The sequence below is a fragment of the Sinorhizobium sp. M4_45 genome (assembly GCF_002885915.1).
Lineage (GTDB): Bacteria > Pseudomonadota > Alphaproteobacteria > Rhizobiales > Rhizobiaceae > Sinorhizobium > Sinorhizobium meliloti_A.
Window position 1 is genome coordinate 283,946 of sequence record NZ_NWVE01000005.1, and the last position, 18,569, is coordinate 302,514.

At 64.1% G+C, this 18,569-nt stretch carries 14 protein-coding genes; 1 reads left to right on the forward strand and 13 read right to left on the reverse strand.

The features are described from left to right. Nucleotides 1-96: 96 nt before the first annotated feature. The 12 genes from CN933_RS16535 to CN933_RS16595 form a co-directional block, all read right to left on the reverse strand. On the reverse strand, nucleotides 97-1,752 hold the full coding sequence (locus CN933_RS16535) for a GMC family oxidoreductase (protein ID WP_026169016.1): 1,656 nt from the start codon (nucleotides 1,750-1,752) through the stop codon (nucleotides 97-99). 236 nt (nucleotides 1,753-1,988) lie between these two features. After that, nucleotides 1,989-2,762, reverse strand: coding sequence for a 3-ketoacyl-ACP reductase (locus tag CN933_RS16545; RefSeq protein ID WP_018098734.1), 774 nt, complete (start codon nucleotides 2,760-2,762; stop codon nucleotides 1,989-1,991). Further along, on the reverse strand, nucleotides 2,759-4,279 hold the full coding sequence (locus CN933_RS16550; protein ID WP_018098733.1) for a GMC oxidoreductase: 1,521 nt from the start codon (nucleotides 4,277-4,279) through the stop codon (nucleotides 2,759-2,761). Before CN933_RS16550 ends, CN933_RS16545 begins: the two co-directional genes overlap by 4 nt. Further along, on the reverse strand, nucleotides 4,276-5,388 hold the full coding sequence (locus CN933_RS16555) for an ABC transporter ATP-binding protein (protein WP_018098732.1): 1,113 nt from the start codon (nucleotides 5,386-5,388) through the stop codon (nucleotides 4,276-4,278). The genes CN933_RS16550 and CN933_RS16555 overlap by 4 nt, the downstream gene beginning before the upstream one ends. A gap of 3 nt (nucleotides 5,389-5,391) precedes the next feature. Further along, on the reverse strand, nucleotides 5,392-6,273 hold the full coding sequence (locus CN933_RS16560; protein ID WP_018098731.1) for a carbohydrate ABC transporter permease: 882 nt from the start codon (nucleotides 6,271-6,273) through the stop codon (nucleotides 5,392-5,394). Next, entirely contained in the window at nucleotides 6,273-7,151 is an 879-nt protein-coding gene (locus CN933_RS16565) for a carbohydrate ABC transporter permease (RefSeq protein ID WP_018098730.1), read from the reverse strand. Before CN933_RS16565 ends, CN933_RS16560 begins: the two co-directional genes overlap by 1 nt. A 162-nt stretch (nucleotides 7,152-7,313) precedes the next feature. Further along, nucleotides 7,314-8,558, reverse strand: a complete 1,245-nt coding sequence (locus CN933_RS16570; protein ID WP_018098729.1) for an ABC transporter substrate-binding protein — start codon at nucleotides 8,556-8,558, stop codon at nucleotides 7,314-7,316. Between the two features lie 158 nt (nucleotides 8,559-8,716). Then, nucleotides 8,717-10,225 (reverse strand): aldehyde dehydrogenase family protein, encoded by a 1,509-nt coding sequence (locus tag CN933_RS16575; RefSeq protein ID WP_018098728.1) that lies wholly within the window; start codon nucleotides 10,223-10,225, stop codon nucleotides 8,717-8,719. Continuing rightward, the gene (locus CN933_RS16580; RefSeq protein ID WP_102761828.1) at nucleotides 10,225-11,004 is read right to left on the reverse strand and encodes an enoyl-CoA hydratase/isomerase family protein; all 780 of its coding nucleotides are present in this window, start codon (nucleotides 11,002-11,004) and stop codon (nucleotides 10,225-10,227) included. Before CN933_RS16580 ends, CN933_RS16575 begins: the two co-directional genes overlap by 1 nt. Beyond that, a complete protein-coding gene (locus CN933_RS16585) occupies nucleotides 10,997-12,619 on the reverse strand; it encodes an acyl CoA:acetate/3-ketoacid CoA transferase (RefSeq protein WP_018098726.1) in 1,623 nt (540 codons plus the stop codon). Before CN933_RS16585 ends, CN933_RS16580 begins: the two co-directional genes overlap by 8 nt. Then, nucleotides 12,619-13,620, reverse strand: coding sequence for a 1,5-anhydro-D-fructose reductase (locus tag CN933_RS16590; protein ID WP_018098725.1), 1,002 nt, complete (start codon nucleotides 13,618-13,620; stop codon nucleotides 12,619-12,621). Before CN933_RS16590 ends, CN933_RS16585 begins: the two co-directional genes overlap by 1 nt. After that, a complete protein-coding gene (locus tag CN933_RS16595) occupies nucleotides 13,617-14,660 on the reverse strand; it encodes a LacI family DNA-binding transcriptional regulator (protein ID WP_018098724.1) in 1,044 nt (347 codons plus the stop codon). Before CN933_RS16595 ends, CN933_RS16590 begins: the two co-directional genes overlap by 4 nt. Before the next feature lie 288 nt (nucleotides 14,661-14,948). Between CN933_RS16595 and CN933_RS16600 the strand changes: the two genes are divergently transcribed. Continuing rightward, nucleotides 14,949-16,118: a dihydrodipicolinate synthase family protein gene (locus tag CN933_RS16600; protein WP_018098723.1), complete on the forward strand. Its 1,170-nt coding sequence runs from the start codon at nucleotides 14,949-14,951 to the stop codon at nucleotides 16,116-16,118. 213 nt (nucleotides 16,119-16,331) lie between these two features. Here the strand turns inward: CN933_RS16600 and CN933_RS16605 are convergent, their stop codons facing one another. Further along, a complete protein-coding gene (locus tag CN933_RS16605) occupies nucleotides 16,332-18,395 on the reverse strand; it encodes a M3 family metallopeptidase (protein WP_026169015.1) in 2,064 nt (687 codons plus the stop codon). Nucleotides 18,396-18,569: the final 174 nt, after the last annotated feature.

The following is an 18,569-nucleotide window of genomic DNA, read 5'->3' on the forward strand; positions in this document are numbered from 1 at the left end:
CGAAGTTTCTAGATACGGAGGCACCTTGAACGCCGCCTTCGGCCGCCGCAACGTTTTTCGACCGGCCGCCCAAAACTGCAACGCCCGATCGCTCCTTCAGCGGACCTCCGCGCGCGCCCGCGGGCGCGCGTCGTTACGTTCGTGCTGGAACACGGCCGGGGGCAGCGGCGGCAATCCGCGGATGATGTCGGCCCCCTTTTCACCCATCATGATCGTCGGGCCGTTGGTGTTGCAGGACGGGACCCGCGGCATCACCGAGCTGTCGCAGACGCGCAGCCCCTCGATCCCGCGAACCCTGAGCTCCAGGTCGACCACCGCCGCCGCGTCGGTCCCCATCCTGCAGGTGCCGACCGGGTGGTGGTCGGTCTTGGCGTTGGCGCAGCCATAGTCGAAGAGCTGCTCCTCGGTGCGCACATCCTTGCCCGGCAAACGTTCGTCTAGGACGAAGGGCTTCAGCGCAGGCTGCTGCATGATTTCCCGCGCGATCTTCAAACCTTCGAGCGACATCTGCCGATCGTGCGGATCCTCCCAGTAGTTCGGATCGATCAGGGGCGCGGCCGCCGGGTCGGCCGAGGAGAGCCGGACGGTGCCGCGCGAGCGCGGGTGCAGATAGGCGGAATTGAGTGTGACCCCGGCATTCTTGAGCCGGGCGACGCCGGCCTCGATGCCCGAACCGAGGCCGAGATGGAACTGGATGTCCGGCGAGCGGGCATTCGGATCGGCATACCAGAAGCCGCCGGTCTCGAAGAGAGACGAGGCAACCGGGCCGGAGCGGAAGAGCACATATTGCAGTCCGGCCCAGAGCGTGCGGTGCAGCCTGGCGACGCCGTCGTAAGTGTGATCGCCGGTGCATTCGGAGATGACGAAGAGATCCAGATGATCCTGGAGATTGCCGCCCACACCGGCGAGATCGTGCCTGACCTCGACGCCGACGGATCGAAGGTGATCGGCCGGGCCGATGCCGGACTGCAACAGCAGCTTCGGCGATCCGATCGCACCCGACGAGACCAGCACCTCGCGATCGGCGCGGATGATCTCGACGCCCCTCTTCGTCGCGACTTCCACCCCGACGGCGCGCCTGCCCTCGAGCACGATGCGCGCGACGCGGGCACCGGTGCGCACCGTCAGATTCGGGCGATCCCTGATCGGCGAGAGATAGGCGAGCGAGGCGGAGGACCGGCGGCGGTTGCGCTGCGTCAGCTGATAGAAGCCGACGCCCGCCTGCTGTTTGCCATTGAAGTCGTGGTTGTAGGGAATGCCGAGTTCCTGCCCGGCGCGGATATAGGCGTCGCAGATCGGCAGCGCCGAAACCGGCATGGAAACGCCGAGCGGGCCACCATAGGAATGATAGTCGTCGGCGAAGCGCTGATTGTCCTCGGCGCGCTTGAAATAGGGAAGCACGCTGCGATAGTCCCAGCCGGCGCAGCCCTCCTCACTCGCCCAGAGGTCGTAATCGGCCGCATTGCCGCGGGTATAGAGCTGCGCATTGATGGAAGAACCGCCGCCGATCACCTTGGCCTGGGTATAGCGCAGCACCCTGCCCTTCATGTGCTTCTGCGGCACCGTGTGCCAGCCCCAACTGGCGACCCCCTTCGTCATCTTGGCGAAGCCGGCCGGCATGTGGAACAGCGGATTCCAGTCGCCGCCGCCGGCTTCGAGCAGCAGCACCCTGACGTCCGGATCCTCGCTCAGACGATTGGCAAGCACGCAGCCGGCCGGACCGGCCCCGGTGATGATGTAGTCGTAGGTCATTCACATGTCCTCAATGTCACGCGCTTCGGGCGCGGTATCAGCTGTCTCGCCATGCCCCTCATCCGCCTGCCGGCACCTTCTCCCCGCAGGCGGGGAGAAGGGACTCGCGGTGGCCGCATTCGCAACCATGACCGCCGGCGTTTCGGTGGCCACGTCCCCTCTCCCCGCACGCGGGGAGAGGGTTAGGGTGAGGGGCAAATCTCGACGACCGGGTGACGGGAACGCCCGCACACAATTCACAAGCGCCCGATCGACAATCCCCCATCCGCCTGGATCACCGAGCCCGTGGCGAAACCGAACTGCCCGCCGGCAAGCCCGGCGACGATATTGCCGATATCCTCGGGTTCGCCCCAGCGCCGCATCGGCACCAGGCCACTTGCGATCAGCCCGTCGTATTTGCCGGAAACCGCAGCCGTCATGTCCGAGCGGACGATGCCGGGACGGACTTCGAAGACCGCGATGCCGGTCTCGGCGAGCCTCAGCGCCAGGCCCTGGCTGAAGGCCGCAAGGCCTGCCTTGCTCATGCAATAGTCGAGCCGCTCGGGCGACGTCATCGCCGCCGAGACCGAGGTGATGTTGATGATTGAGCGCCGCGCTTGAATCTCGCTCGCGAGCATCGCCTTCAGCACGGCCTGCGTGAAAAACACCGTGCCGCGCAGATTGACGCCGACGATCGTGTCGAAATTCTCCGGCTTCAGATCGAGAAAATCGCCGCGCACGATGGAGGCGATGCCGGCATTGTTGACAAGGCAGTCGATCCGGCCGAATTCCGCGACGGCCGCGTCGACGGTCGTCTGATGGCTCGAAAGGTCGGCCAGATCGGCGCGCAGGAAGATCACCCGGGCGCCGAGCCCGTTGAGTTCGGCGATTACGGGAGCGACACCCTCCGCATCGCCAATGCCGGTGATGGCGATGTCGAAACCGGTCGCCGCGAGCGCCCGGGCGATCCCTAGCCCGATGCCGCGGCGGCCGCCGGTGACGATCGCGACGGGGCGTGCCTTATCGGTCATGGCCGCAGATCCTGTTTCACGATATGATCGGCGACACGCAGCGCCTGGGCGGCGACGGTCAGCGCCGGATTGACGGCGGCGGAGGTCGGCAGGAAGCCGGCATCGACGACGAAGAGATTCGGGTGATCGAAGGCGCGGCAATAAACGTCGAGCGGCGCCTGGCCGGGATCATTGCCGATCCGTACCGTGCCGCACTGATGCGAAGGCGTCCGTTTGTCGAAGGCCCGCGCGAGCACGACCGGGAAGCCGGCTTTCTTCAGCACCGCCTTCAGCTTGGCGACGAGATCGAGATGGGCCTGCCAGTTGGTGCGCACCCATTTCAGCACGACGCGCTCGCCGTCGACCATGACGCGGCTCTCCGGTGACGGCAGGTCCTCGCTCATGGCGTAGAAGTCGATGCCGCGGGCGGACATCCGGTTCAGCAGCCATTCCGGCATGGCCGGCATGTTCGCCTTCAGGATCGCGCCGGAAATGCGGCCGAGAAGCTGGATATTGCCGAGCGGCGGCCCGCCCGCACCGTCGGAGAGATAGAAGTCGTTGAGGCCGAAGGTCTTCTGATAGACCGAATCGTTGCGGTACCAGGGGCTGAGCGCTACGACGGCGCTCGAATTATGGTTCATGAAATTGCGGCCGACCTGATCGGACCGGTTGGCAAGCCCGGTCGGGTTGCTGTCGTCGGCAGAGCGCAGGAGCAGTACGGCCGACTGCACCGCGCCGGCGCAGAGAATGACGAGCTTCGGCGAAAGACGGTGCTCCGCCCCGTCCTTGGCGTAGAGCACGGTTTCGATCGCCTTTCCGCCCGGCCCGGTTGCGAGCCGCGTCACCCGCGAGCCGGTCTGCAGCCGCACATTCGGAAATTTAAGCGCCGCCGCCAGCGCCGCCGTTTCGGCATCCATCTTGCCGTCGGATGAGTTCGGATGCGCGTCCCACGGCGTCTTGCCCTTGGCGAGCCAGCGCTCGATATCGACGCCGAGCGGCAGCGAATAGGGATGGAGGCCGATCTCGGCCAGGCGCTCACGGACCATGGCGATCGCAGGCTCGTCCGGCACCGGGCCATGGGGATAGCCGCTCGAATGAGCGGGTTCCGTCGGGTCCTCGCCCAATTTGCCTCGTACTTGGTAAAGCTGCTCTGCCTTGGAATACCACGGCTCGAGCTCCTCATAGGAAAAGGGCCAGGCGGGGGAGACGCCGTCCCGGTGCTGCATTTCCTCGAAATCCTCACGGCGGTAGCGGGTCAGCACCGCGCCGTAGAACTTCGAATTGCCGCCGACATTGTAGTAGTTGCCGGGATTGAAGCCGGGGCCGCCCGCCTCGTACCAGGTCTCCTTCGGGCGGAAATGGCCGCGCTGGAAGATCGCCCGCTGGTCGCGATTGACCGGCAGGTCCTCGATATGTGAGCCCGCTTCGAGGATCAGGATCTCGGCGCCCGAGGCGGCGAGGCCTGCAGCGACGGTTGCGCCGCCGACCCCCGATCCGATGATGACGATATCCGGCTGGCTCTCCATCGTCTTCCTCATGCAATCCGCTTTTCGCTTTGCGGGTCGAAGAAGACGGCCTTGTCGAGATTGAAGGCCAGCCGTGACGTCTGTCCCGGCGCAATGCGCGCATCGGCCCTGAGCCTTGCGACGATTTCCTTGCCGCCGAGCCTCGTGACGGCAAAGGTATCGGAGCCGGCCGGCTCGACCACCTCGATCAGGCATTCGCCTTCGGCGACGAATTGAGCATTGCGATCCGCCCCGTCCGGATCGGTGAGCGCTTCCGGACGGATGCCGAAGACCACCTCCCTGCCGGCATAGGCGGAGAGCGCGCCGTTTTGCGGCACGGCTAGTCTCAGGGGTTCGGCATTCGGCCGCTCCAGCGTCACCGAGACTTGAGAGCCTGCGGTTTCTATCTGCGCTTTGAGCAGGTTCATCGCAGGCGATCCCATGAAATCGGCGACGAACATATTGGCGGGGTTGTTGTAGATCTCCGCCGGCGATCCGAATTGCTGCAGCACGCCGTCCTTCAGGACGGCGATCTTGGTCGCGAGCGTCATCGCCTCGATCTGGTCGTGCGTCACATAGACGATGGTCGTCTTCATGCGGTGATGCAGCCGCTTGATCTCGGTGCGCATGTCCACGCGCAGCTTCGCGTCGAGGTTCGAGAGCGGCTCGTCGAAGAGGAAGACCTGGGGATTGCGCACCAGCGCCCGGCCCATGGCGACGCGCTGGCGCTGGCCGCCGGAAAGCTGGCTCGGCTTGCGGTCGAGCAGATGGCCGATCTGCAGCATTTCGGCTACCTGCTTGATCGCCTTCTCGCGTTCCTCCTTCGGCACGCCGCGGATCTCCATGCCGAAGGCGATGTTCCCGGCCACCGTCATGTTCGGATAGAGCGCATAGGACTGGAATACCATGGCGATGTCGCGCTTCGACGGGTGCAGCCCCGAAACCGAGCGGCCGTTGATGGCGATGTCGCCCGAGGTGATCGGCTCCAGGCCGGCGATCGTGTTCAGAAGCGTCGACTTGCCGCAACCGGAGGGGCCCACGAGCACGAGGAAGCCGCCTTCTTCGATCTCCAGGTTGATGTCCTTCAAGATCTCGAGAGCGCCGTAGGATTTGCGCAGGTTGGTGATCTTCAGAAACGACATGGCTTATCCTTTCACGGCGCCGGACATCAGTCCGCGGACGAAATAGCGGCCGGACACGATGTAGACGATGAGCGTTGGCAGGGCGGCGAGGATCGCGCCCGCGAAGTGGACATTGTATTCCTTGACCCCCGTGGACGAGCTCACGAGATTGTTGAGAGCCACCGTCATCGGCGTCGAATACGGCCCGGAGAACGAGGCCCCGAACAGGAAGTCGTTCCAGATATTGGTGAACTGCCAGATGACCGAGACGACGATGATCGGCCCTGAGGACGGCAGCAATATCCGCCGGAAGATCTGGAAGAAGCTGGCGCCGTCGATCTGTGCCGCACGCACCAGCTCGGTCGGGAAGGCCTCGTAGTAGTTGCGGAAATAGAGCGTCGTGAAGCCGATACCGTAGACCACATGCACCAGGATCAGACCCCAGATCGAACCGGCGATGCCGAGAATGCCGAGAATGCGCGCCATCGGGATCAGCACGATCTGGAAGGGAATGAAGCACGAGAGAAGCAGCATGCCGAAGAAGATGTTCGCCCCGGGGAAGCGCCATTTCGTCAGCACGTAGCCGTTGAGCGCGCCGATGATCGTCGAAATCGCCACGGCCGGGACGACCATCAGGATCGAATTGATGAAGAAAGGCCGAAGGCCGGTGGGCTGCACGCCGATCTGGGCGGTCGACCAGGCCGAGAGCCACGGTTCGACGGTCCAGGTCCGAGGCAGGTTCAACATGCCGCCCTGCCGGATCTCATCCAGCGGCTTCAGGGAATTCACCAGCATCACATAGAGCGGCAGCAGCGAATAGAGTGCGAAGAGGATCAGCGCCGAATAGATCAGAGCGCGCGTCAGCCGGTTGTGCGAGATGACGTTTTCGGAATTGGGAGCGCCCATCAGCGTTTTCCTCCCCGGACTTCGGAATAGAGATAGGGAACGATGATCGAGAAGATCATCACCAGCATCACGATCGCCGACGAGGCCCCGATCGCCATCTGGTTTCGGGTGAAGGTGTAAGAATACATGAAGGTCGCCGGCAGCTCGGTCGCCTGCCCCGGCCCGCCGCCCGTCAATGCGATGATCAGATCGTAGGCCTTGATGGCAAGGTGGGCGAGTACGACAAAGGCCGAAAGGAAGACCGGCCGCATCAGGGGAATGATGATCCGCCGATAGATGGTTGGGGTCGTCGCCCCGTCGATCTGGGCGGCCTTGATGATCTCGTTGTCGACGCCGCGCAGGCCCGCCAGGAACATCGCCATGATGAAGCCGGTCGACTGCCAGACGGCCGCGATGACGACGCAGTAGATCGCGTAGTTGCGGTCCTTGATCCAGTTGAACGAGAAGCTTTCCCAGCCCCAGAGATGCATGGTGTTCTCAAGCCCGATACCGGGATCGAGGAACCACTTCCACGCGGTGCCGGTGACGATGAAGGAAAGCGCCATCGGATAGAGATAAATCGGACGAAGGAAACCTTCGGCGCGGATCTTCTGGTCGAGCAGGATCGCCAGCCCGAGACCCAGCACCGAGCAGACCACGATATAGAGAGTCGCGAAGATCGCCAGATTGCTGACCGCGCGCCACCAGTGCGGCAGGGCCCATAACCGGCTGTAATTGCTCAAACCCACGAAATTGTAGGACGGCAGCATCTTACTGTCCGTCATCGACAGGAAGCCCGTATAGGCTATGAAGCCGTAGACGAACACCAGAACTATGAGAAAGCTGGGGGCGAGCACGAGCTTTGGCAAAAGCTCCTGCAGCCGGTTGCGGCTATCCATGTTTGCTACCACCGTATGTTTCGTTCGGAGCTGCCCCTCATCCGCCTGCCGGCACCTTCTCCCCGCAGGCGGGGAGAAGGAAGATGCCGCAGCGCCTTCGTCCCCTCTCCCCGCTTGCGGGGAGAGGGGATAGGGTGAGGGGCAAACCTCTCCCCCTATGCGCTACTTCGCAGCCTCGACCGCCGCCACGAGTTCCGTCACCGCCTCTTCCGAGTCGAGTTCGCCGTTGAACTGGCGTGTGACCACGTCGTAGATCGCGTTCTTGACGGCAGCCGGATTGGCATGGCCGTGGGCCATGGAGCCGAAGAGCGTGCCGTTGGTATTTGCTTCCGCGAGGTCCTTGATGCCCTTCTTGCCGCAGGCGTCGAAGTCGGTATCCGGAACGTCGGTGCGGGCGGGAACGGAACCCTTGACGACGTTGAAGGCCGACTGGAAGGCCGGGCTCTCGATTGCCGAGGCCATCTGCAGCTGTGCCGGAACCTTGTCTTCCGAAACCTTGAACATCGCGAACTGGTCGGAATTGAAGGTGACCGAACCTTGCGTTCCGGGGAAGCGCATGCAGACAAAATCGGTGCCGGGCACCTTCTTCGCCTTCAGGAACTCGCCCTTCGCCCAGTCACCCATGAACTGCAGGCCGGCCTTGTTCTCGATGACCATCGCCGAGGCGAGGTTCCAGTCGCGGCCGGAGAAGTTGTCGTCCACATAGGAGCGCAGCTTCGTCATGCGGTCGAAGGCTTCCTTCATCTTGTCGCCGCCGAGCGCCGCCGGATCGAGATCGATGAAAGCCTGCTTGTAGAAGTCGTTGCCCAGCGAAAGAACGACGGCGTCGAAGATCGTCGCGTCCTGCCAGGGCTGGCCGCCATGGGCGACCGGCGTGATGCCCTGCTCTTTAAACTTGTCGAGCAGCGCGATCAGTTCTTCCCAGGTGGTCGGTTCCTTGCCGCCGGCCTTGTCGAGGGCGGCCTTGTTGATCCAGACCCAATTGGTCGAATGGACGTTGACCGGCGCGGCGATCCAGTGTCCGTCATATTTCGAGAACTGCTGCAGTGCCGCCGGAATGACCTTGTCCCAGCCCTCCTTGGAGGCGACCTCGTCCAGATTGCCGAGCGCGCCTTCCTTGGCCCAGTCGAGAATGTCGAAGCCGAGCATCTGCACGGCCGTCGGCGCGTTGCCCGCGGTGACGCGGGCACGAAGCACCGTCATCGCTTCGGTACCGCCGCCGCCGGCGACCGGCATGTCGGTCCAGCTGATGCCCTTGCTCTCCAGGTCCTTCTTGAGGACGTCGAGGGCAGCGGCTTCGCCGCCGGACGTCCACCAGTGCAGTACTTCCACATTCTCGGCTGCACGCGCAGCTGTCGCCGCCAACATCAGTGCTGCAACAGCAGTCGTCGTCATGAACTTGCGCATCGTTATCCTCCCGTTTGCAAGTTTCCTAAGCGGAACCTCCTCCGCTCTTTTCCGGTGCCGCCCGTTCCCGCGGACGGCTGGCCTGCGACTGACGTCACCCGGCCAATTCAAGACGTTACACCCTTTCGGCGATTACGAAACCTCGCCCCTTCCCTTCTTCAGCGCGGCATCCACCAGTTGCTGCGCTGGCCGATATGCATGTTGAGCGTCTTCGTCTCCGTATAGTCCTCGACCGCATGGCGACCGAGCTCGCGGCCGAGCCCGGATTGCCGGTAGCCGCCGAAAGGCAGCTCCGATGCGCCATCCATGAAGGTGTTCATCCACACCGTGCCGGCGCGTACGCGCCGCCCGATCGTCAGGCAGGTGTCGAAGTCGCGGCTCCAGACCCCGGCGGAAAGCCCGTAATCGATCGAATTGGCGATCCGGATCGCCTCTTCCGTCTTCTCGAAAGTCAGAACGGAGAGAACCGGCCCGAAGACTTCCTCCCGGGCCACGGCCATTTCGGGCCGAACGGCCGACAGAATGGTCGGGGCCATGAACTGTCCCATGCCGAGATCGAGCGTGGTGCCGCCATGGGCTATTCTCGCGCCTTCGTTCGACGCCGAAGAAACATAGCCGGCGATCTTTTGCAGATGCTGCGGCGTGATGATTGCGCCGACCTGCGTTTCAGGGTCGAGCGGATCTCCGACCTTGACCTTGGCCGAGAGGCTGGCGATGCGCGTCGTCACCTCCTCGGCGATATCGCGATGCAGGATCAGCCGCGAGCCGGCATTGCAGCATTCGCCGGCATTGAAATAGGCGCCGAAGACGGCCGCATCGATGAATTCGTCCAGGTTTGCGTCCGGAAAGACGATCTGCGGATTCTTGCCGCCGAGTTCCAGCGAGACCTTCTTCAATGTCTGCGCCGCATTGGCCATGGTCAGCCGGCCGATTCCGGTCGAGCCGGTAAAGGAGACCATGTCGACATGCGGGTGAGTGGTGAGCGGCGCGCCGGCCTCCGGCCCCGTGCCGACGATGATGTTCACGACGCCCTGGGGCACGCCGGCCGCTTCCAGAATTTCGCCGAGAACCAGCGTCGAGGCCGAGGTGAGTTCGGAGGGCTTCACCACCGTCGTGCAGCCGGCGGCAAGGGCGAAGGGAAGCTTCTGGCTGACGATCAGGAAAGGGAAGTTCCACGGCGTGATGATCGATACGACGCCGATCGGCTCGCGCAGCACGACGCCGAGCGTACCCTCCCCGAGCGTGTTGTAGCTTTCGCCCGAGAGTTCGCGGGCAAGTGCCGCCGCATAGCGCCAGATGTCGGCGGCGCCCGCCAATTCGCCCTTCGCCTGGCTGATCGGCTTGCCGGATTCGACCGCATCGAGAAAAGCGAGCTCATCCGCGCGCGCGGCAATCATGTCGGCGGCCCTGAGCAGGATCAGCGACCGTTCCGAGGCTGTCATGCGCGGCCACGGACCTTCGTCGAAGGCGCGCCGCGCGGCGGCGATCGCCCGTTCGGCATCCGCTTTCGCCGCCGCCTGATAGCGGCTGACGACGACGCCGTGACCCGGCGCCACGCGCTCGATCGAGCGGCCCTCGGCGCCATCCACCCACTGACCGTCGATCAGCATCCGGAATTCGCGGACCTCGTAATCGCCGAGCGCCTTCGGCCTCACCACCGCCGTCATCACCATTCTCCCTTGAAGCGAGCTTCACGCTTTTCACTGAAGGCGGCTACGCCTTCCTTGAGATCGCCGGTCTTGGCGACGAGGATCGATCCCAACGCTTCCACCGCCGCGCCCTTGTCTTCGCCGCTGGCCGAGGCGATCATCAGCTTCGATATTTCGAGCGCCGCCGGCCCGCGGCCGGCGACCCGCGCGGCGTAGTCGCGCGCCGCCTGCATGACCGCGCCGGTCTCGACCACTGCGTCGATAAGCCCCTCGGCCTTGGCTTCCGCCGCCGAGAACATCTCGCCGCCGAGCACCATGCGGCGAACGATCTGCGCGCCGAAGCGCGCGACCAGGCGCTGCGTACCCGACCAGCCCGGAACCATGCCGAGGCTCGTCTCCGGCAGGCCGATCTTCACCTGTTTTTCGGCCAGACGTATATCCGCCGCCGCCGCAAGCTCCAGACCGCCGCCAAGCGCATGGCCGTTGAGTGCCGCGATCACCGGCATGCGCAGCGTGGCGAGCCGTTCGAAAACGCGGTGGCCGAAACGCACCCAGTCATGGCCGAAGGCGGCTGGCTCCATGCCGCCCCAGGCCTTGATGTCGCCGCCGGCGGAAAAGGCCTTGCCCTCGCCGGTAAGGATCAGGACGCGCACGTCGCGCTTCGCCTCGGCCGTATCGCAGGCCGCGTCTAGCGCCTTCAGCATGCCGATGTCGAAGGCGTTGAGCTTTTCCGGGCGCGCGACCGTCATGATCGCTATGGGACCGTCGAAATCGATGCGGATGCGTTCGTCAGTCATCGTCGCCTCCCGTGAGACGGCGCGGTCCCTTGGCGGGCAGCGTCAGGCCGATCGGCCCCTCGCCGAACAGCGCCGGATCCATCGGCTTCAGCGCGTCGGAGACGATAAGCGGAAACTCCGACTGACCAAGGATATCCGTTTCGAGATCGACGCCCGGGGCGATTTCGGTGAGCACCACGCCTTCCGGGGTCAGTTTCATCACGCAGCGCTCGGTGACATAGGTGATGTCCTGCCCCTGCTCGACGGCCCGGCGGCCGGAGAAAGTGACGTGCTCGACCGTGTTGACGAGCTTCTTGAGCTTGCCTTCCTTCTCGATCACGAGCCGCCCGTCGCCGACCGCCAGCTTCGCACCCGCATTGAACATGCCGGAGAAGACGATCTTCTTCGCCCGCGCGGTTATGTCGACGAATCCGCCCGCCCCCGCCGTTACATGCGGGCGGAAGCTGAGCTTCGAGACGTTGACGGAGCCGGTGCGGTCGATCTCCAGGAAGGAGAGCAGAGAAGCATCGAAGCCTGCGCCCTGGAAATAGGTGAACTGGTATGGCGACGGCATGAAGGCGTCCGCATTCGAGGCGCAGCCGAAGGCGAAATCGAGGAGCGGCACGCCGCCGACGGCGCCCTGTTCTATGACCCAGGTCACTGCGCCGTGCAGACCCTCTTCGATGAGGATGCGCGGGACGTTCGCGGAAATGCCGAAACCGAGATTGACCGCACTGCCCGCTTCGAGCTCCTTGGCGACGCGGCGCGCGATCACTTTCTGGATATTGAATTCCGGCAGTCGGAAGCTGTCGAGCGGACGGAATATCTCGCCGGAAATGGCGGGGTCGTAGAGCGTCTGCGTCGTCTGCTTCTGTTCGGGGTCCACGACGACATAGTCGACCAGAACGCCCGGTACACGCACATCATGGGGCTTCAGCGAGCCTTCTTTGGCAATGCGTTTCACCTGGGCAATGACGATGCCGCCATTGTTGCGGGCGGCAAGCGCCTGGTCGAGGCCGCCTAGATAGGCGCCCTCGTGCTCATAGGTGAGATTGCCGCGTTCGTCGGCGGTCGTCGCGCGGATGATCGCCACCTGAGGCGCGATCGCCTTGAAATAAAGCCAGTCCTCTCCCTCGAAGGAGATCTTCTTCACCACCGGTTCGGCGGCGGCTGACGCATTCATGGCGCAGCCTTCGCGCGAGGGGTCTACGAAGGTGTCGAGCCCCACCTTGGTCATGACGCCCGGGCGCTTGGCCGCCGCCTCGCGATGCATATCGAAGAGAATGCCCGAGGGAATATTATAGGCGGCCACCTCGTTCGCGCCGATCATCTGCCAGATCAGCGGCGGTTCGGCGCTCGACGGGCCTGAGGGATAGGAGCCGCCGATGATCTTTTTCAGGAGGCCCTTCCTGGCGATATGATCCACACCCTTGATGCCGCTCATGTCGCCGGCGGCGATCGGATGCAGCGTCGTCAGATCGCGCGGGTGTCCGGTCGCCTCGAAGCGCTCGCCGATCGCCTTCAGCATCAGGTCCGGGCAGCCAAGCCCGCTGGAGGAGGAGACCGAAACGATTGCGCCGTCCGGAATCAAGCCGGCAGCTTCCGCAAGCGAAATATGTTTGCCCGTCATGCGCATCAAAGTCCCGTTTCGATCTCGACGGCACCGCCGGTAGCCGCCGCCTTTACCACCGCAAGCCCGGTGGCGAGCGACCAGACGCCATCCTCGCCGCTCGCCGACGGACGGCCATTGCCCCCGATCGCGGAATGGAATGCCTCGAGCGCCGTCTCGTAGAGATTGCGGTGGTCGAGCGGCAATTCGCTCTCTCCCTCTTCATTGCGCAGCACGACCGTGCCGACAGGCCGCTGCGTCATCACGTTGCGACCGATCAGCGATCCCGCGGTTCCGTGAACTTCGAGACCCGTCTCGGCAAATTTCGTGGTGAAGGCATCATGAAACTGGGCGATGACGCCGGAGCGGAAGCGGAGCACGCCCATGACTCCGTCCTCGAGTCCTTCCTTGCCCATGCCGGCGCTGTGGCTGATCGCGACGGCCTCGATCGGGTCGTCGTTCAGAACGAAGCGCAGCGTGTCGGCGTCGTGCACGGTGATATCGAGAATGACGCCGCCGCCCGCCTCCGGCCTGTCGAGCCGCCAGCCCTGGAGGTGCGGCGGCAGATAGACGGCATGGAAGACCCGTGCCGCGATCGGGCGGCCGATCCGGCCCGCGGCGATCGCTTCGCGCATGGCCCGATGGGTGGCGGCGTTGCGCAAGTGATGATTGGTGCCGAGCACGACGCCGGCCTCGCAGGCCTTGAGCACCATTTCACAGCCGTCATTGAGATTCATCGCCAGCGGCTTCTCGCAGAGAACGTGCTTGCCGGCGCGGATCGCCGCGAGCGCCTGATCGTGGTGAAGCTCGTTCGTCGTGGAGATGTAGACGGCGTCCACGTCGGGATCGCCGACGAGATCGTCGACGCTCGTGACAGCCTTTACGATCCCGTTCTCGGCGGCATAGGCCTCTCCTCGTTCCGCGCTCGAACTCATCACCGAGACGACGTCGCCGCCTGCGGCGCGGATGGCGCCGATCACCCATTCGCGCGCAATCGTGCTCGCGCCGATCAGTCCCCAGCGAATCATGACGAAATCTCCTTCACTCTGCGTCCGACGGCAGCACCGCAGCTCTGACGAATGGCGAGCCGGACCGGGCTGACGATCGCTTCCGGCTCGACACGGCCGCTATTGATCTGTTTCAAGAGCAATTCCGCCGCACGCTCGCCCATGCCATGCGGATCGACCGAGACCGTGGTCAGCGCCGGCACCGCGGTCTTGGCCTCGATCACGTCATCGAAACCGATCACCGCGAAATCCTCGCCGGGCTCCAGCCGGCGCGCACGCAGCCCGTCGCAGACGCCGAAGGCGACGGCATCGTTAAAGCAGAGGGCCGCGGTCGGCCGCTCCTTCAGCATCATCGCCTGCTCGATCGCCGTCACCCCGCCGGCGCGCGAGGGCGCCGAACCGATGACCAGGTCGTCTGAGACCTGGAGGCCGGCCTCCCGAAGGGCATCGCCATAGCCGCGCATGCGCGCTTCGAAGACCGCGGTATCGGCGAAGCCTCCGAGGAAGGCGACGCGGCGATGGCCACGCTCGACCAGATGGCGCACGGCGGCAACGGCGCCGGCATGATTGTCCGACGTCAACGAGGATACACCGGCGCCGGGAATGTCGCGCACGACGAGCACGACCGGAATGCCGGCGGCAACGAGCGGCGCGAGATCCGCGGCTTCCGTTCCGCGTGCCAGGGATATGATGAGCCCCGACACCCCGTGCTCGCGCATCGAGGCGATGACCTCGCGCTGGCGGTCGAGCTTTTCGCTCGTATTGGCGAGGAACTGCACGAAACCGGCGGCCTGCACGACCTCATCGACGCCGACCGCGAGCTCCGCAAAGAAGCTGTTCGTGAGATCGTTGACGACGATGCCGATGATCTTCGATCTCGCCTGGCGCAGATTGGCGGCGCTGCGATTGTACACGTAGCCGAGCTCACGGATGACTGCATTGACTTTCGCCCTCGTCGATTCGTTGACGAGCGGACTTGCCTGCAGGACGAGCGACACGGTCGACTTCGACACGCCGGCGGCGCGCGCGATGTCGACAACCGTCACCCGCTCCTTCCCCATGAACATCCTCCCCGAAATTTCGTCTCTCTCCTCCTTAATAATTGGAACGTTCCAATTTCGTCAAGAGGCTCCTGTTCACATTTTTGCCGGCGCCCCTGGCAACGCGTGGACCCGCAGTGCCCCCTTAAGTAGCTGTTATAAATAACCCGAGAGGATTACCTCATTTCAAAAAGACAAGGATTCCCCGAGGAAGCGCCGCTGTTGCGATGACGAAGTTTGATTTTCATCTTGAAATTTGGAACGGTCTAAATTATTCGATGCGATGAGTTAGAGGAGGACAAAAAGCCGATGACCAGCGTTTTTCTGCCGCGCCAGGACGGTTCGCTCGAAGAGTACCGGCCTCGGGGCGAACCGATCACCCGACCCGGAGCGGCCCCGACCTTCAACCGCATCGCCTACGCGGCCGCGCATGTCGTTTCCGATCCGCTTCGCGATAGCGATCCCTGGGGCAATCCGGCAATCGACTGGGAAGCGACGATGGCCTTCCGCCATCACCTGTGGGGCCTCGGCTTCCGGATCGCCGAGGCGATGGATACGGCGCAACGCGGCATGGGACTTACATGGGCGGCGGCGCAGGAACTGATCCGTCGCTCGCTCGCTGAAGCGCGAAGCGTCCCGGGCGCCGATCTCGCCTGCGGCGCCGGCACCGACCACCTTTCGCCGGCCGACGCGCGCTCGATTGACGATGTCATCGCGGCCTACGAGGAGCAGGTCGGCTTCGTCGAAGCCGAGGGCGGCCGCGCGATCATGATGGCGAGCCGGGCGCTCGCGCGCGTGGCGCGCTCCCCCGACGCCTACCGGCGTGTCTACGGCCGCATCCTGTCCCAGACCAGGGACAAGGTCGTACTCCACTGGCTGGGCGACATGTTCGACCCGCAGCTCAAAGGCTATTGGGGCTCGGAAAACTTCGGGCAGGCACTCGAAACCGTGCTGGCCATTATCGGCGAGAACAGCGCCAAGGTAGAGGGAATCAAGATTTCGCTGCTCGACAACGCCAAGGAATTGGCGCTGCGCAGCCGGCTACCCGAGGGCGTGCTCTGCTTCACCGGCGACGATTTCAACTATGCGGAACTGATCGAGGGCGACGGCAACACGTACAGCCACGCACTGCTCGGCATCTTCGACGCCGTCGCGCCGTCGGCCTCGAAGGCGCTCGCGGCCCTCGCCGAAGGCGATCTTGCGACCTTTCGCGGCGTCATAGAGCCGACCGTGCCGCTCTCGCGCAAGATCTTCGAGGCGCCGACGCAATATTACAAGGCCGGCGTCGTCTTCCTGGCCTGGCTGAACGGCCACCAACAGCATTTCACCCTGCCGGCCGGCCTGCAATCGGCTCGCGGATTGCTCCACTATGCCGATATCTTCCGCCTGGCGGATCAGGCCAATGTGCTCGACAAGCCGGAGCTGGCTACCGAGCGGATGCGCAATCTGCTGGCTGTGCTGGGGGTGGAGCAGGCATAGATCTCACCTGTCTTCATCGGGCCGGTTGTGCCCCCTCGTCGCCTTCGCGACCTTCTCCCCGCAAGCGGGGCGAAGGGGCGACGGCGCGCGCGGTCCCCCTCCACACCATAGGCGTAGCCGCAATGAGATCGCCCGTGCGGCTCACGTCCCCTCCCGCCGCTTGCGGGGAGAGGGTCGGGGGCAATCACCTCCTATTTTCTCAAAGACAAGAGCCTAAGCCGCCAGCCCCTTCTTCGCCAGCATCGCGTCCGGGCTAGGCAGCTTGCCGCGGAAGGCCTTGTAGGCGTCTTCCGGATCGACGGAGCCGCCGACCGAGTAGATATTGTCCTTCAGTCTGGCCGCCATCGCCGGGTCGAAGGGATCGCCGGTCTCCTCGAAGGCCGCGAATGCATCGGCGTCGAGCACCTCCGACCACATGTAGGAGTAGTAGCCGGCCGAATAGCCGTCGCCGGAGAAGACGTGAAGAAAATGCGGGCTGCGGTGGCGCATGACGATCGACTGCGGCAGGCCGATCTTCTCGAGCGTCGCCGCTTCGAGCGCCATCGGATCGCCGACCTGTTCCGCCGTGTGATAGGCCATGTCGACGAGCGCCGAGGCGGTAAACTCGACCGTCGCGAAACCGGAATTGAACGTCCGCGCCGCCAAGACCTTGTCGAGCAGCGCCTGCGGCATCGGCTCGCCGGTCCTGTAGTGCACCGCATATTTCCTGAGAATGTCCGGCACCGTCAGCCAATGCTCGTAAAGCTGCGAGGGCAGCTCCACGAAATCGCGCGCGACACCGGTACCCGAAACCGAGGGATAGGTGACATTGGAAAGCATGCCGTGCAGCGCATGGCCGAATTCATGGAAGAGCGTGCGCGCGTCGTCGATCGAGAGGAGCGCCGGCTTGCCCTCGGCGGGCTTGGCGAAGTTGCAGACATTGTACACGATCGGGATTTCGCCAATTGTGCCGTTCCCGAGCTTCAGCCTGTGCTGCGACTGAAAGGAGCTCATCCATGCGCCGGAGCGTTTCGAGGAGCGCGCGAAATAATCGCCGAGGAAAAGGGCCGTAAGTCTGCCTGAGGCGTCGCGTATCTCGAAGACGCGGACGTCCGGGTGATAGGCGGGAACGCCATTCTTCTCGGTTGCGGTGATGCCGAAGAGGCGACCGGCGACGGCGAAGCAGGCGTCGATGATCTTCTCCAGCTGCAGATAGGGCTTCAGTTCGCTTTCCGAAAAGCTGAATTTCCGGGCCCTGAATTTTTCCGCATAGTGTCGCCAGTCCCAAGGCATGACCTCGTGGTTGCGGCCCTCTTCGGCAATGAGCGTGGCGAGTTCCGCCTCCTCTTCCCGGGCCCGCGCCACCGCCTTTTCCCATACCTGCATCAGCAGGCCGTTCACGGCATCAGGCGTCTTCGCCATGGTATTGTCGAGCTTCAGCGCCGCATAATTCTCATAGCCGAGCAGTTTCGCCTTCTCCGCCCGGAGAGCCAGCGTTTCGGCGATGATGCCGCGATTGTCGGTCTCGCCGCCATTTTCGCCGCGCGCCGTCCAGGCCCTGAAAGCCTGTTCGCGCAGTTCCCGCCTTTCGGAGAAGGTCAGGAACGGCTCGATGATCGAACGCGACAGCGTGACCGCATATTTATCTTCCTCGCCGCGCTCGCGCGCAGCCGCCGCCATCGCATCTCTGAGGAAATCCGGAATCCCCGCCAGGTCCTCTTCGCTCGACAGGATGAGCGCCCAGCCCTTCTCGTCGGCGAGAACGTTCTGCCCGAACCTGGCGCCGAGGCCGGCGAGCTTCTCGTTGATCGCCGCGAGACGCTCCTGCTCGGGCTTGTCAAGCTTGGCGCCCGCCTTCACGAAGCTCTTCCAGTGCCGTTCCAGAACGCGCATGGCTTCGACACCGAGGCCGAGCTCTTCCCTTTTCTCCCAGAGTGCGTCGATGCGGCCGAAGAGTGCCGGGTTGGTGCCGATCTTCGAATAATGGCGCGACATTTTCGGTGCGATCTCGCGCTCCAGCGCCTGAATCACCTCGTTCGTATGGGCGCCCGCCTTGCTCCAGAAGAGAGCGGAGACGCGCGAAAGTTCATCGCCGGCGATTTCCAGCGCGGCGACGGTGTTGTCGAAGGTGGGCTCCTCCGGATTGTCGGCAATGGCCTCGATCTCCGCCTCGTGACGCGCCAATGCCGCATCGAAGGCAGGCGCGAAATCCTCGTCCATGATCGCCTCGAACCGGGGCAGGCCCTCGTGTCCGGTCCAGTTGACGAGGGCGGGATTGAGCGAAGCGCTGTCGGTCATCAGGATTCCTTTCGAATGCGGGAGCGCGGCGAAAACCGCAAAGCAGGTGCTTGAAGTGGTCGATCGGCGCCGGACCGTCAAGGTTTGCGCAGGGCGAAAAGGCCGGGCGCTGCGTGCCAGACCGCCTGCGGAAAGGCACCGAAAAGAAGCGTTTCCGACATGGTGAAATCCCCG